General features: G+C 71.7%; 14 protein-coding genes. 3 read left to right on the forward strand and 11 right to left on the reverse strand.

Annotated features, from left to right (window positions below):
- Window positions 1-22: 22 nt before the first annotated feature.
- On the forward strand, window positions 23-1,177 hold the full coding sequence (locus tag L3i22_RS38215; protein WP_221322329.1) for an acyl-CoA desaturase: 1,155 nt from the start codon (window positions 23-25) through the stop codon (window positions 1,175-1,177).
- Window positions 1,178-1,195: 18 nt separating this feature from the next.
- Here L3i22_RS38215 and L3i22_RS38220 read toward each other — a convergent pair whose 3' ends face one another.
- The gene (locus L3i22_RS38220; RefSeq protein WP_221322330.1) at window positions 1,196-1,522 is read right to left on the reverse strand and encodes a hypothetical protein; all 327 of its coding nucleotides are present in this window, start codon (window positions 1,520-1,522) and stop codon (window positions 1,196-1,198) included.
- 462 nt (window positions 1,523-1,984) lie between these two features.
- On the opposite strand from L3i22_RS38220, the gene L3i22_RS38225 reads away from it, so the two are divergent.
- Window positions 1,985-2,374 carry a hypothetical protein gene (locus L3i22_RS38225; protein WP_221322331.1) on the forward strand — a complete coding sequence of 130 codons (390 nt, stop codon included), beginning with the start codon at window positions 1,985-1,987 and terminating at the stop codon, window positions 2,372-2,374.
- On the opposite strand, the gene L3i22_RS38230 is transcribed toward L3i22_RS38225, so the two are convergent.
- The 6 genes from L3i22_RS38230 to L3i22_RS38255 are packed head-to-tail and all read right to left on the reverse strand — an operon-like array spanning window position 2,362 to window position 8,166.
- Window positions 2,362-3,675 carry a 6-phospho-beta-glucosidase gene (locus tag L3i22_RS38230; RefSeq protein ID WP_221322332.1) on the reverse strand — a complete coding sequence of 438 codons (1,314 nt, stop codon included), beginning with the start codon at window positions 3,673-3,675 and terminating at the stop codon, window positions 2,362-2,364. The genes L3i22_RS38225 and L3i22_RS38230 overlap by 13 nt on opposite strands.
- A gap of 10 nt (window positions 3,676-3,685) precedes the next feature.
- A complete protein-coding gene (locus tag L3i22_RS38235) occupies window positions 3,686-4,969 on the reverse strand; it encodes a sugar ABC transporter substrate-binding protein (protein ID WP_221322333.1) in 1,284 nt (427 codons plus the stop codon).
- 9 nt (window positions 4,970-4,978) lie between these two features.
- Window positions 4,979-5,794 (reverse strand): carbohydrate ABC transporter permease, encoded by an 816-nt coding sequence (locus L3i22_RS38240; protein WP_221322334.1) that lies wholly within the window; start codon window positions 5,792-5,794, stop codon window positions 4,979-4,981.
- Window positions 5,795-5,797: 3 nt separating this feature from the next.
- Window positions 5,798-6,643, reverse strand: coding sequence for a carbohydrate ABC transporter permease (locus L3i22_RS38245; RefSeq protein ID WP_255657491.1), 846 nt, complete (start codon window positions 6,641-6,643; stop codon window positions 5,798-5,800).
- 25 nt (window positions 6,644-6,668) lie between these two features.
- A complete protein-coding gene (locus tag L3i22_RS38250) occupies window positions 6,669-7,730 on the reverse strand; it encodes a carbohydrate kinase family protein (protein WP_221322336.1) in 1,062 nt (353 codons plus the stop codon).
- Between the two features lie 43 nt (window positions 7,731-7,773).
- A complete protein-coding gene (locus L3i22_RS38255; RefSeq protein WP_255657492.1) occupies window positions 7,774-8,166 on the reverse strand; it encodes a hypothetical protein in 393 nt (130 codons plus the stop codon).
- Between the two features lie 65 nt (window positions 8,167-8,231).
- Between L3i22_RS38255 and L3i22_RS38260 the strand changes: the two genes are divergently transcribed.
- Window positions 8,232-8,852: a maleylpyruvate isomerase N-terminal domain-containing protein gene (locus tag L3i22_RS38260; protein ID WP_221322338.1), complete on the forward strand. Its 621-nt coding sequence runs from the start codon at window positions 8,232-8,234 to the stop codon at window positions 8,850-8,852.
- A gap of 1 nt (window position 8,853) precedes the next feature.
- Here L3i22_RS38260 and L3i22_RS38265 read toward each other — a convergent pair whose 3' ends face one another.
- The 4 genes from L3i22_RS38265 to L3i22_RS38280 all read right to left on the reverse strand — a co-directional run bounded on the left by L3i22_RS38265 (window position 8,854) and on the right by L3i22_RS38280 (window position 13,507).
- Window positions 8,854-9,360: a GAF domain-containing protein gene (locus L3i22_RS38265; protein ID WP_221322339.1), complete on the reverse strand. Its 507-nt coding sequence runs from the start codon at window positions 9,358-9,360 to the stop codon at window positions 8,854-8,856.
- Between the two features lie 14 nt (window positions 9,361-9,374).
- A complete protein-coding gene (locus tag L3i22_RS38270) occupies window positions 9,375-10,964 on the reverse strand; it encodes a methyl-accepting chemotaxis protein (protein WP_221322340.1) in 1,590 nt (529 codons plus the stop codon).
- Between the two features lie 122 nt (window positions 10,965-11,086).
- Entirely contained in the window at window positions 11,087-12,664 is a 1,578-nt protein-coding gene (locus L3i22_RS38275) for an MFS transporter (RefSeq protein ID WP_221322341.1), read from the reverse strand.
- A gap of 387 nt (window positions 12,665-13,051) precedes the next feature.
- Entirely contained in the window at window positions 13,052-13,507 is a 456-nt protein-coding gene (locus tag L3i22_RS38280; RefSeq protein WP_221322342.1) for a MarR family winged helix-turn-helix transcriptional regulator, read from the reverse strand.
- Between the last annotated feature and the right edge of the window lie 132 nt (window positions 13,508-13,639).

A 13,639-nucleotide genomic window follows, 5' to 3' on the forward strand; every position in this document is an offset into this window, starting at 1 on the left:
CCAGCAGAGAACAGAGGAACTCGTGACGACGCTGCAACGCCAGGAAGTCAACCCGATCGGCCACCTGACCGCCGAGGACATCGAGTCGATCGGCCGGGAACTGGACGCGATCCGGGACGAGGTGCTCGCGGTTCGGGGGGAACGCGACGCGGCCTACATCCGCAAGGTCATCAAGGTGCAGCGCCGCCTGGAGATCGGCAGCCGGGCCGTGCTGCTGTTCTCGCTCTTCCCGCCGGCCTGGATCGTCGGCACGGCCGGCCTCTCGGTGGCGAAGATCCTGGAGAACATGGAGATCGGCCACAACATCCTGCACGGCCAGTACGACTTCATGCGCGACCCGAAGATCCACTCCACGACCTGGGAGTGGGACCACGTCACCCCGGCCGACCAGTGGAAGCACTCGCACAACGAGATCCACCACAAGTACACGAACGTCGTCGGCAAAGACAACGACCTCGGGTACGGCATCATGCGGGTCGACGAGAACCAGCGCTGGCAGCCGTTCTTCCTGGCCCAGCCGCTGTGGAACCTCATCAACGCGCTGTTCTTCGAGTACGGCATCGCCGCGTACGACCTGAACCTGGGCCGGAACCTGAAGAGCAAGAAGCGCCGCAACGACCCGGAGTTCAAGGCCAACGTGAAGGCGGTCGGCCGCAAGATCCGCCGCCAGATGCTGAAGGACTACATCATCCACCCGGCCCTGTCCGGCCCGTCGTTCCTGCACACCATGGCCGCGAACTTCACCGCGAACGTCGTGCGCAACCTGTGGAGCCACTCGGTGATCATGTGCGGTCACTTCCCGAACGGCGTCTCCACCTTCGAGCGGACCTCGATCAAGGGCGAGACCCGCGGCGAGTGGTACCTGCGGCAGATGCTCGGCTCGGCCAACATCTCCGGCAGCAAGCTGTTGCACATCATGACCGGCAACCTGTCGCACCAGATCGAGCACCACCTCTTCCCGGACCTGCCGGCCAGCCGGTACGCCGAGGTCGCGGTCAAGGTGCGGGCGCTCTTCGAGAAGTACGACCTGCCCTACGTCACCGGCCCGCTGCCGGTCCAGGTCGCCTCGGCGTGGGCGAAGGTGATCCGCCTGTCCTTCCCGAACCGCAAGCCGACGAAGGCCGCGGACCACACGATCCCGCCGCGGATGCCGGTCGCGGAGCCCGTGCCCGCCTGATCCGGATCGGCCGGCCGGCTACTTTCGGAGGTGCAGCCCACGCGGCTGCGCCTCCGGCTGGTGCCGCAGGATCAGCACCGCGAAGAGCCACATCGGCACGTAACCGAGCACCAGCGACCACAGCATCGGGAACTCCGAGCAGAAGAACGCCGCGACGCAGACCAGCGTGAACACGCAGCCGAGCAGGTAGGCACCGACCGCGACGAGCGCCGGCCGGGTGCCACCGCGCCGGACGTGCCGGGTGGCGACCGCGTAGGTGAACGGGATCGCGCCCGGCTGCACCACCAGCAAGATCATGCCCAGCATCGTGAGAACGGTCCCCGCGGAGACCTCGACGTGCGGCACCGGCACACCCCCTGCACCCATCGATGAGTGCCCGAAGGTTACTCGCCGGTATCCCGCAGCGCCAGAGGGTGACCCCGGGAAGGCCCGGCTTCGCCAGGGCCGATCCAGCCCGCTCCAGCCCCGCCGCCCTCTCCCGGTTACCCCCATTGCGTGGGTACGGCACCAGCCCCGCGCCCGCCACCCGCGTCCCGGTCAACGCCCGCCCGCGGCCGGCGACCCGCCGTCCGGGCAGGGCACCCCGACCGGAACGTCGAGCGTGGCCGTCCGCCCACCCGCGCGGTCCGCGCCCCGGACCCGGTGTTGCCCCAGCCCACCTCGGCCCGGCCGGCCGGCACCACCAGCTCGGCCCCCTGTCCGGTCCGGGGCCGGCCGGTTCCACACCACCAGGCCGGGAAGAGGATTCGAAGGTGCTGTTCAACTGCTGGACATCTCACCGAAACTCCGGAGCACCAAGATCATTCGATGGTCTCCGACGTCGCCACCGCCACTGCTGTCTCCGGGTGGGTGACCCTGCGCCGGACCGCCGTCGGTGCGGGGCTGGCGCTGGCGTCGTGCGTCCTGATCGGCCTGCTCGGGCGTCCGGCCGGCGCCTTCGCCGACGCCAGCGTGCTGATCTGGTCGATCATCGCCCTGTACAGCGGCTACGACCGCCACGCCCGGGCCGCCGGCGCCGCCGCCGCGGTCACGGCGGTGCTGATCTGGCTCGGCACCGCCCCGCTCCTGGACGGCGGCACCCCCGGCCACGTGGCCCGCGCGCTGCTCGGCGTCCTGCTCGCCGGTCAGGTCTACGCCCTGATCAGCAACCTCGGCCAGGCGGTCCCGATCGCGGGATCGGAACCTCAGGAGAGGTAGGCGAGCTCGGGCAGCTCGGCCCGGTAGGCGTCGACCAGCCGGGCGGCCAGCGCCGCGTCCCCGACCAGCGGATGGTTCGCCATCGCCCGGACCGCCGTGTCCCGGGAGCCGGTCGCGACCGCGGCCAGGATCAGCCGGTCGGTGGCCTTCACCGCCCGGACCAGGTCGACCGCGTGGTCCGGCAACGGCGCCACCGGCAGCGGCGCCGCCCCCCGCGCGTCCACCGTGCAGGGCACCTCCACCACCGCGTCGTCGTCCAGGATCGGCAGCGTCCCGCGATTGCGGACGTTCAGGATCAGCTCGGCCGGCTCGTCCCGGGCCAGGGCCCGCATCACGGCGAGCGCGACCCCCTCGTACCCGGCCGGCCGGGACTCGTCGTGCTCCCGCTCCCCGGCCCCGGCCAGCTCCCGGTTCTCCGCCATGTACGTCGCCTCCCGCTCCCGCCACGCGTCCAGCCAGGCGTCCAGCGGGTCCCGCGACGCGATCTCCCGGTAGCAGCGCTCCTGCTGCTCCCGCAGGAACGCCCCGCGGGTCTGCCCGGCCGACCGCAGCGCGGCCAGCGTGCCCGCCGGGTCGTAGTAGTAGTGCAGGTACTCGTTCGGGACCGCGCCCAGCTCGCGCAGGTTCCCGAAGAGCCGGCCCTCCTCGATCGTCGCCAGCCGCTCCTCGTCGGCGAGCAGCCCCGGCAGCAGGTCCCGCCCGGCGGCGTCCCGCACCCCGTAGAGCCAGCCCAGGTGGTTGAGCCCGGCATAGTCCACCCGCACGTCCCCGGGCCGCACCCGGAGCGCCCGCAGCACCCGGTCCACCAGCCCGGTCGGCGAGTCGCAGATCCCGATCACCCGGTCGCCGAGCAGCCCGGCCATCGCCTCGGTGACCAGCCCGGCCGGGTTGGTGAAGTTGATCAGCCAGGCGTCCGGCGCGACGGCGGCGGTGCGGGCGGCGATCCGGAGCGACTCGGGCACGGAGCGCAGCCCGTACGCGATCCCGCCCGCGCCCACGGTCTCCTGCCCGAGGACGCCGGCGGCCAGCGCGACCCGCTCGTCGACCACCCGGCCGCGCAGCCCGCCGACCCGGATCGCGCTGAAGACGAACGCCGCCCCGGTCAGCGCCTCGTCCAGGTCGGTGGTGATCCGCACCGGCAGGTCGCCCAGCGCGGCGAGCACCCGCCCGATCGCGGCCAGCCGCCCGGGGTCCACGTCGTAGAGGACGACCTCGGTGATGGTCCGCTCCGGGTCGGCGAGCAGCGCCTTGTACACGAGCGGAACGCGGAAACCGCCGCCGCCCAGAATCGTCAACCGCATCGGTAGCCCATCAATCCCTCATCGCCGCGTTGCCGGCGTCCTGTGCCTGCCGCAATCCTCGCGCAACGTCGAGCTGCCCGAGGAAGACCTGTTGCAGGATCGGCGTGTACGCCGTCCCACCGGCCCCGACCCGCGGCCCGACCGGCGCCGGGAACGTCGTCCCGGCCGCCGCGTCGAGGAACGGCCGCACGTCCACACCCCGCGTCCGCCAGTAGTCGACGAACGCCGGCTGCGCCGCGGTGACGCCGGGGAACGCGTACCCGCCCGCGGCGATCGGCCGCAGCCCGTCCGCCGAGCCGATCCACCGCAGCACCTCGGCGGTCGCGTCCCGGTGCCGGGTCCGCGCCGAGGCGACCGCGGCCACCCCGTGCACCACGCCGACCCGGCCGGCCGGGCCCCGGAGCAGCGGGGCGATCCCCCACCGGAAGCTCGCGCCCTCCTGGATGCTCTTCAGGTGGTACGGCCCGGACTGGAACAGCGCGATCCGGCCCTGGGTGAACAGCCGGAGCGCCTTCTCCCCGTCGGTGTTGGTGTCCGCGGCCGGCGGCGCCACGTGCTCCTTGTCGATCAGGTCGACGACGTACCGCACGGCCTGCACGGTCCTCGGCTGGTCGGCGAAGGTGAACCGGTCGCCGGACTGCCACGTGCCGCCGTTCGAGCCGGCGAAGTCCCAGAGGATCGCCTGCTGGTCGAGGGCGGCGTTCACGCCGTACGTCGCAATGCTCCTGGGGTTGAAGCCGGCCTCGCCGGGGTGCTTGCCCGCGCTGTCGACGGTGAGTTTCCGCAGCGCCGCGCGGAAGGTGTCGCTCGGGACCGTCGGGTCCCAGGTCAGCGCGGCCGGGTCGAGGCCGGCCCGGCTGACCAGGTCCCGGTTGTAGTAGAGCGCGATCGAGTCCCAGAGCTGCGGGACGCCCCAGAGCCGGCCGCCGCGGGTGTAGAGGTCGACGACCGATTTCGTCCAGTCGCCGGTGAAGTCGACCGGCAGCAGTTTGCCGTTGTCGGCATAGAGGCCGAAGTTCGACGTGTTCGTCCAGAAGATGTCCGCGGCCGTGCCCGCCGCGATGTCGGTCGGCAGCGTGGTCCAGTAGTCGGCCCAGGGCACCACCTGCACCTCGACCCGCACCTTCGGGTGCGCTTTCTCAAAGACCGAAAAAGATTGCTGGTACGCCGTTGCCACCCGCTCGTCCCAGAGCCGGAACGTGACAGTGGTCCGCCCGTTCGCGTCGTCGCCGCCGGCGATCGAGCAGCCCGCCGTCAGCAGCAGCGCCGCGATGATCGGGAACAGTCGTCGCATGTGCTCACCTCACTTCAGGCCGGTAATCGTGATCGACCGGACCAGGTGCCGCTGAAAGATCGTGAAGAGCACCAGCAACGGCATCGTGGCGAGCGTGGTGGCGGCCGTGACAAGCGTCCAGTTGCCCTGGTACTGACTCTGCAGCCCGGCGACCGCGACGGTCAGGACCTGCCAGCGCACCCCGCTGGTGATCACCAGCGGCCAGAGGAAGTCGTTCCAGTGGGTGACCACCGTGATGATCAGCAGGGTGGCCAGAATCGGACGGCTCAGCGGCAGGAGCACGTGGCGCAGCACCCCGAGGTGGCCCGCGCCGTCGATCCGCGCGGCGTCCAGGAGCTCCTGCGGGACGGCCCGGAAGAACTGGCGGAGCAGAAAGATCGCGTACGGCGACCCGAACATCGACGGCAGCACGATCCCCCAGAACGTGTTGGCCAGGCCGACCCGGCTGAGCAGCACGAACCGGGGCACGAGCACGGCAACGGCGGGGACCATCAGGGTCGCCAGGTACACCCCGAAGAGCGCGTCCCGCCCCGGGAAGTCGAGCCGCGCGAACGCGTAGGCGGCCAGCACCGAACACGTGAGCTGCCCGAGAACGACCACCAGCACGACCTGCCCGGTGATCACCAGCGGCGGGATCAGGCTGTGCCCGCCGACGAGCAGCTCCGCATAGTTTCCACCGGTCAGCGGGTGCGGCGGGGTCAGCGGTGACTGCTGCGCGAACTGCCGCGGCGTCTTCACCGACGTCTGGACGCTCAGCAGGTAGGGCGCGAGGATCAGGACCGCGAGCGATCCCAGCCCGAGATAGATCAGCACGGCGCGGCGCATCCGTCACCCCAGCTCGTACGTCGTCCGCCGGCGGAAATACCCCTGCTGAGCGATCGTCACCGCGATGAGCAGCAGGAACAGCACCACCGACATGGCCGCCGCCCGGCCGATCCGGAAGTTCACGAACGCCTCGCGGTAGATCGCGTAGGCCACCACCGTGGTCCGCCCGGCCGGCCCGCCCTGGGTCATCGCGTAGATCGTGTCGAACACCTGGAAACTGCTGATCACACCGGTGGTCAGGACGAAGAGCGTGGTCGGGCGCAGCAGCGGCAGGGTGATCCGTCGCAGGCCCTGCCACGGGCCGGCGCCGTCGATCCGGGCCGCCTCCGCGTACTGCGGCGGGATGCCGGCCAGCCCGGCCAGGAAGAACAGCGCCACGTAGCCCACGTTCGTCCAGACCGTGACCGCGGCGACCGACGGCAGCGCCAGGGTCGGGCTGGTCAGCCACTCGATCCGGTGCCCGAGCAGCCCGTTGATCGCGCCGTCGGACGGGTCGAACAGCCAGCGCCAGACCACGCCGAGCGCGAGCGGCGCGCTGATCCACGGCAGCACCAGGATCGCGCGGAACCAGGTGGAGCCGGGCAGTCGCTGGTCGAGCAGGAGCGCGGCGGCCAGGCCGAGCGCGGTCTGCACCGGGATCACCAGCAGCACGAAGACCGCGGTGACGGCCAGGGACTGCCCGAAGGCGGGGTCGGTCAGGAGCGAGCGGTAGTTGCCGGCGCCGGCCCAGTGGGCCGGACCGACCAGATCCCACCGGGCGAGGCTGATGCCGAGCACGACCCCGACCGGGAGCAGCAGGAACCCGCCGACGCCGACCAGGCTCGGCGCGAGAAAGGCCAGTCCGGCCACGGTATCCCGCCGGCTCCGGCCCCGCTCACGAGGCATGCGCGTCGGAGAGGCGGGCGATCGTGGCGGTGGCCCGGTGCACGGCGTTGCGCTTGCCGGGCGGGATCACCTCGGGGAGGAACGCGAACCGCCGGGCCAGCTCCCCCTCGGTGGACTCGGGGTGCCGCTGCTCGGCGGCCCGCAGCGTCGCCTGCCACCAGTCCGCGATGTCACCCCAGCCGGGCGCCGACAGCGACCCGCCGAAGTGCTGCACGGAGAGCGCCGCCACCAGGTTCGCGAAGGCCACCCGGTCGGCGAGCGGCCACCCGCCGAGCGTCCCGGCGATGAACCCGGCGGTGAAGACGTCCCCGGCGCCGGTCGGGTCGAGCGCCTCCACCGGCACGCCCGGCACGGTCGCCACCTCGCCGGTCGCCGAGTCGACGGCCAGCGCGCCGTCCCCGCCGTCGGTCACCACCACGATCGGGACCAGGCCGGTCAGCTTGTCGAGCGCCGCGGCCGGCGTGCTCGTGCGGGTGTAGCGCATCGCCTCGACCGCGTTGGGCAGGAAGGCGTGGCAGTCGGGCAGCACCGACAGGGCGTCGACATCCCACTGCTCGGTCTCGTCCCACCCGACGTCGGCGAAGATCAGCGTGCCGTTGCGGCTCGCCCGGGGCACCCAGCCGGTGCCGGACCCGCCCAGGCTCACCGCCGCGGCGCGGGCCGCGGGCAGCCCGTTGACCAGGCCCTCGTCGTCGGTGGGCAGCGGGTGCCCGTGGGTGATCATGCTGCGGTCGCGGTCGTAGGCCAGCGAGACGGTGACCGGCGAGTGCCAGCCGTCGAGCCGGCGGGACGCGGAGAGATCGATTCCCTCCTGACCGGCCAGCACCTGGTGGCAGAATTCGCCGTAGGCGTCCGTGCTCAGCGCCGTGCCGAGCCCGGTGTGCAGCCCGAGCCGGCTGGCCGCGACCGCGAGGTTGGCGACCCCGCCGGGACACGACCCCATCCCGGACGCCCGCACCTCGGTGCCGGGGCCGGGCAGCTCGCGCAGCCCGGTGAAGATGACGTCGAGAAACACCACCCCGGGGACGAAAAGGTCGAGCTGGCGCGCCATTGGACGATCTTACCTCCGTCCCGATAGGGTAGGTGGAGATTGATCACCGACTGCGGCGCAGGTCTCCATGGGCCGCACGCATGGTGTCGATGTGCCGGTCGGTGCCGGGCGGATGGCGCTGGTCCAGCATCTGCCACGCTTCGTCCAGAGCGTGGGACAGCTCGGTGACCCGGCCGGCGTGCTGGCGGCGCACGTCCTCGCGCACCTTCTCGATCCGGCGGAGCCAGCCGGCGCTGCTCTCCGGGGCCGGTTTCACCTTCGGCTCGACCACCGGTGGTGGCTCCAGCACGTCGGCCGCGGGGACGATCGCGGCGATCGGCCGGCCGCCGTCGACCACGACGATGACCTGGCCGGTCAGCCCGGTGAGACGGACCAGCTGCTGGAAACGCAGGCGGGTCTCGGCGATGGACAACTCGATCCGGCGACGGATCGGCATGGCTGCTTCTCCCATGCCGCGATAATGCGCGCGGGGTATGACAATTTTGCGGTAGCTTCCGCCGCATGGGTGACTCACTTGTGGATTCCGGGGATGTCCGCGACGTGGTCGCGTCCGCCGTCGCGGCCTTGCGGACGGTCGCTGACCAGGACTGGCAGGTGCCCGCCGGCGACCTGGAGTGGTCCTGCTGGGAGACCGTCGAGCACGTCGCCGACGACCTGTTCGCCTACGCCGGGCAGCTCGCCGCGGAAGAGCCCCCCACCGATCGGTACGTGCCGTGGGGCTACCGGCGCAGCCGTCCGGTCGCACCCGCGCTGACCGTCTACGCCGATCCGGAGCAGGGCACGGCCGGGCTGCTCCGGGTGCTCGACGCGTCCGGCGGCCTGCTGGCCGCGATCGTCCAGGTCAGCCCGCCGGAGCGGCGCGGCTACCACCCGTCCGGGGTCGCCGACGGCGCCGGCTTCGCCGCGATGGGCATCGTCGAGGTCCTGGTCCATCTGCACGACGTGGCACAGACCCTGAAATTCGCCTGGTCGCCCGACCCGGACGTGGTCGCCCGGGTGCTGCGCCGCCTCTTCCCGGACATGCCGGCCGGCCACGACCCGTGGCCGACCCTGCTCTGGGCCACCGGCCGCGCCGAACTGCCCGGGCACCCGCGCCGGACCGAATGGCGCTGGTACGCCTGACTCAGCGGCGGTGCCGCAGCAGCGCGTCCATCGCCTCCTCGGCGCTGTCGGTGAGGACCGCCAGGTCGACGTCGGTGTAGATGCGCCGCTTCGAGTCGACCACGCAGTGCGCCCCGAGCATCACCCCGCCCGGCGTCGCCAGCGGCACGCCCAGGTAGCTGCGCAGCCCGACGGTGGTCAGGAACGGGTTGGCCGCGTGCACCGGGTCGTCGCTGAAGTCGGCCACGCAGTAGGGCTCCCCGTTCAGCACGGTCCGGCTGCACACCGCCCACTCGGCGGGCGCGCCCTGCGCGGTGGCGATCCACTCGCCGAGGCCGTAGGAACCGATGATCTGCTGCGCGTCCGCGCTCAGCACGGACACCAGCGAGACCGGCGTCTCCAGGAGTTTCGCGCTGCGCTCGGCCACCTTGTCCAGCACCGATCGCAGCTCGTCCGCGGCCAGGTCGTAGCGCGCGAGCTCCTGCAGGCGCGCCGGGGCGGCCAGTCGGTCGTACAGGTCGATCTTCAAAGAGCCCCCAAGAGCTAGTGGCGGAAGCCGCCGACGAGGTTGGTGAGGTCACCGGCCAGTCTGGTCAAGTCTGCCGCGGCCTGCTGCGTGGTGCGCGCTCCCTCGGCGGTCGCCGCGGCGACTTCGGCCACACCGGTGACCGTCCGGGCCACCTCGCCGCTGCTCGACGCGGCCTCGGCGACCGAGCGGCTCATCTCCCCGGTCGTGGCGGTCTGCTCCTCCACCGCCGACGCGATCGTCGTGGTGTAGTCCCCGATCCGCTGGATCACGTCGGTGATCTCCCCGATCGCGGAGGTCGCCGAGGTGCTCGACGCCTGGATCGCGGTGATCCGCGCGGTGATCTCCTCGGTGGCCCGCGCGGTCTGCTGGGACAGCTCCTTGACCTCGCCGGCCACCACCGCGAAGCCCTTGCCCAGCTCACCGGCCCGGGCCGCCTCGATGGTGGCGTTCAGCGCGAGCAGGTTCGTCTGCTCGGCGATCGTGGTGATCAGCTTGACCACGTCGCTGATCTCGGCACTGGCCGCGCCGAGCTCGGCGACCTGGCGGGTGGTCCGCTCGGCGACGCCCATGCCCTCGTTGGCGACCCGGGCGGCCTCGGCGGCGTTCGCGGCGATCTCGGTGATCGAGGCGCTCATCTCCTCCGCGCCGGCCGCGATCGCCTGCACGCCGGCGTTGACCTCCTCGCTGGCCGAGCTGGCCGAGCCGGCCCGCTCGGCCACGTCGCCGGCGCCGCTCTCCAGCTGCGAGCTGACCGCGCTGAGCTCCTCGGACGCGCCGGCCAGGGTGACCGCGGAGTCGCCGATGGTGGTGACCGTCTCGCGCAGCCGCAGCACCGCGGTGTCCAGCGCGCGGCTCATCCGGCCCGGCTCGTCAGCCGAGGTGATCCCGGTGCTCTGGGTGAGGTCGCCGGCGGCCAGGCCCTCGCAGATCGTGGTGACCCGGCGCAGCGACCGGACGATGCCCCGGGCGACCACGACACCCAGGCCGAGCGCGGCGAGAATGCCGGCGACCAGCAGCAGGATCGACTCGATGCGGTTCTGGTGGTAGCCGTCGCGGGCGGCGCCGGCGGCCGAGGCGGCGTCGGCGCTTTCCGCCTCGTTGAGCGCCGTGAGGTCGTCCTTCAGCGTCGTGACCAGCGGGGAGACCTGGGCCGTGCGGACCTGTTGCCACTTCGCCAGATCGTTCGCCCGGGAGATCGGGATCAGCTGGTTCTGCGCCACGTCGACGTACCGCTGCCAGGTCGTCATCAGGTTCTCGATGGTCGCCGCCGTGCCGGCCGGGTCGGTGGCCTGGTAGTTCGTCATCTCCTCGTCGACCGCGGCGAGGTCGGCGGTGAACTCCTTCTCGTACTTCGCCTTGTTGACGGCGTCCGAGTGGACCGCGTGGTTGGTCAGGTCGAGGCGGGACTGGGTGATCGAGTTCTGCAGCTGACCGAGCACCGCGGCACTGGTCACGTTGTCCTCGTAGATCTCGTTCGCCGAGCCGCTGGCCTCGCCGAGCGCGCGCAGCCCGCTCGTCCCGATCACGAGGGCCACCAGGGCGGCGACACAGATCGCGAACATGATTTTGACGTTGACACTGAGATCCGCCCAGTACCGCCTCATATCCGAACATTCGGCACCCCGAGCGCCCGGCTGAGTGGCGGGGCCGAGCTCCGCCACCGAGCGGGGGGTCAGCGCGTGCCGCCGCGCAGTGGCGGAGCCGAGCGCCGCCACCGGGCGGGGCGTCAGTGCGTCGCGCCGCGCCGGATGCCGACCACCGCGACAAGCGCTCCGACCAGGCACAACACGCCAGAGACCAGGGCCGCGGCGTGCACGCCGTGCAGGAATGCGGTCGCCGCGCCGTCGATCACCGCGGCCCGAACATTTTCGGTCATGTCCGCGCTCACCGGCGCAATGCCCATGGCCACCGCGTCCTTCGCGGCGGTCAGCCCCGCCGCCACCGGCGCGGGCACCCCGGCCCCGGTCAGCGAGTCCACCAGGGTGCTGCCCGCCCGGCTGCCGATGATCGAGATCAGCACCGAGGTGCCGAGCGCGCCGCCGATCTGCAGCATGGTCGCCTGCAGGCCACCGGCCACACCGCCGTCCTGGACCGGGGCGTTGCCGACGATCGCCTCGGACGACGCCGACATCACCATGCCGACCCCCAGCCCCAGGCCGATGAACGACGGCCACATCGCCCAGTACCCGGAGTCCGTGCCGAGCAGGATCAGCCCGAACGACGCGGCACCCTGCAGCAGCATCCCCAGCGGCATCGAGAAGCGTGGGCCGAATCGGTCGGTGAGCGCGGCGCCGAGCGGCGAGGCGACCACCGAGGCGAGGCTCAGCGGCAGGGTCAGCACCCCGGACCAGACCGGGCTGTACCCGCGGACGTTCTGCAGGTACAGCATGATGTAGAAGATCGAGCCGAGCAGCGTGAAGAAGTTGACCGCGGTGAGGATCGCGCCGATCGTCAGCGCCGGGCTCCGGAACAACCGCATGGGCAGCAGCGGATGCTCCAGCCGACTCTCGTACAGTCCGAAAACGATCAGGCCCAGCAGACCGGCCGCCATCGTGCCGAGCGTCCGCGCCGAGCCCCAGCCCCACGCCTCGCCCTTGACCACGGCGAACACCAGGACGAGCAGCCCGATCGCGAGCAGCGGCACCCCGGCCACGTCGAACTTGTGGCTGCCGGTGGAATTCCTGCTCTCCGGCAGCACCAGGGCGCTGACGAGCAGCGCGAGCACCCCCACCGGCGCGTTGATGTAGAAAACGTATTCCCAGCCCACGTGCTGGACGAGCAGGCCGCCGACGATCGGGCCGAGCGCCGTCGAGACGGACGAGACCATCGCCCAGATGCCGACCGCCATGCCGAACTTCCGCGGCGGGAAGACCGCGCGCAGGATGCCGAGCGTGTTCGGCATCAGCAGCGCCCCGAACAGCCCCTGCGCGGCCCGGAACGCGATCACCCCCTCGATCGACCCGGCCAGCCCGATCGCCACCGAGGCGAGCGTGAAGCCGGCCACCCCGACCAGGTAATACTTCCGCCGCCCGAACCGGTCACCGAGCTTGCCGCCGAGGATCAGCGCGGCCGCGAGCGCCAGCAGATAGGAGTTGGTGACCCACTGCAGTTCCGCGGTGCTGGCCTGCAGGTCGCGGCCGATCTCCGGATTCGCGATCGACACCACACTGCCGTCCAGACCGACCATGAACAGTCCGAACGCGACCGCGATCAGCGACAGCCAGGGATTGCCGCGCCGGCCTACGGCCGCCGGCGGCGGCGAGTGCGCCGGGGTGGGGACGTCCGCGGAAACGGTCGAGGTCATGAATGCTCCATCCTTGCTTCGATTGCTTTGGTACGCCGTGAAGCGCGCAAGCCCGCGAGTTCCACCCGGTCCCGCGCAAGTCCGTAATCGATCCAGCCCACCCGGCGCGGCCCGCATCCACCGCGATCCATCCGCCCAGCGCACCCGGCCCACCCAGCGCACTCAGCGCACCCAGCCCGCCACCGCACCCGGCCCACCCAGCGCACTCAGCGCACCCAGCCCGCCACCGCACCCGGCCCGCTCAGCCCGCCACCGCACCCGGCCCGCTCAGCCCGCCCGGCCCGCCCGGCCCGCCCAGCGCGCCCAGCGCATCCGGCCCGCCTGGCCCGCCCGCGTTCGCAGTGACCTGCGGGTCCTTGGATCAGGCGGGCCGTGTGGGTCCGTGACTCAGCGGTCCTGTGGCGGCCGACCTGCGCGGACGTGCCGGGCGATCCTGGTCAGCGCCGGGATCGCGGCCCGGACGGCCGACTGTTCGTCCTCGTCGAGATCGCCGAGCGCCGCATCCAGATATCCACTGAACAGGTCCTGCACCTCGTCGATGCGCCCGCGCGCCTCCTCGGTGACGTGCAGGCGCACCACCCGGCGATCCTGCTGATCCGGCTCCCGGGTCAGCAGACCGTTCTTGACCATGGCAGTAACCAGGGCGCTCGCGTTGTTCGGCTGCATCTGCAGCTCGGCGGCGAGCTCCCGCACGGTCATCCCGGGCGACGCACGGACCTGCCAGAGCGCAACGATCTGCGCCTCCGGCGGCTTGGGATGGACGAAGTCGCCCTGCAGCCGCCGGTCCAGGCTGCGGTGCAGCTGGTGGGCCAGGTGCATGAGGGCAACGGCGTCATCGGTCACATGACGATTATTAGGTATGAGGACATACCTAATGCAAGGTCATGGGTTTCTGATCACTTCCGCTTACGCGAAGAGCCCCTCCCCGCGTACGGGAAAGGGCCCTTGACTTTGCGGTCGTGATGTGCGGCCGCA

It is taken from the genome of Actinoplanes sp. L3-i22, assembly GCF_019704555.1.
In the GTDB taxonomy this organism is placed as follows: Bacteria; Actinomycetota; Actinomycetes; order Mycobacteriales; family Micromonosporaceae; genus Actinoplanes.

Coding starts and splice junctions, on each gene's coding strand:
- L3i22_RS38260 (WP_221322338.1), top strand. CDS start 8,232: ATGGGTGACTCACTTGTGGATTCCGGGGATGTCCGCGACGTGGTCGCG.
- L3i22_RS38275 (WP_221322341.1), bottom strand. CDS start 12,664: ATGACCTCGACCGTTTCCGCGGACGTCCCCACCCCGGCGCACTCGCCG.
- L3i22_RS38230 (WP_221322332.1), bottom strand. CDS start 3,675: ATGCGGTTGACGATTCTGGGCGGCGGCGGTTTCCGCGTTCCGCTCGTG.
- L3i22_RS38240 (WP_221322334.1), bottom strand. CDS start 5,794: ATGCGCCGCGCCGTGCTGATCTATCTCGGGCTGGGATCGCTCGCGGTC.
- L3i22_RS38235 (WP_221322333.1), bottom strand. CDS start 4,969: ATGCGACGACTGTTCCCGATCATCGCGGCGCTGCTGCTGACGGCGGGC.
- L3i22_RS38250 (WP_221322336.1), bottom strand. CDS start 7,730: ATGGCGCGCCAGCTCGACCTTTTCGTCCCCGGGGTGGTGTTTCTCGAC.
- L3i22_RS38255 (WP_255657492.1), bottom strand. CDS start 8,166: ATGCCGATCCGTCGCCGGATCGAGTTGTCCATCGCCGAGACCCGCCTG.
- L3i22_RS38270 (WP_221322340.1), bottom strand. CDS start 10,964: ATGAGGCGGTACTGGGCGGATCTCAGTGTCAACGTCAAAATCATGTTC.
- L3i22_RS38225 (WP_221322331.1), top strand. CDS start 1,985: ATGGTCTCCGACGTCGCCACCGCCACTGCTGTCTCCGGGTGGGTGACC.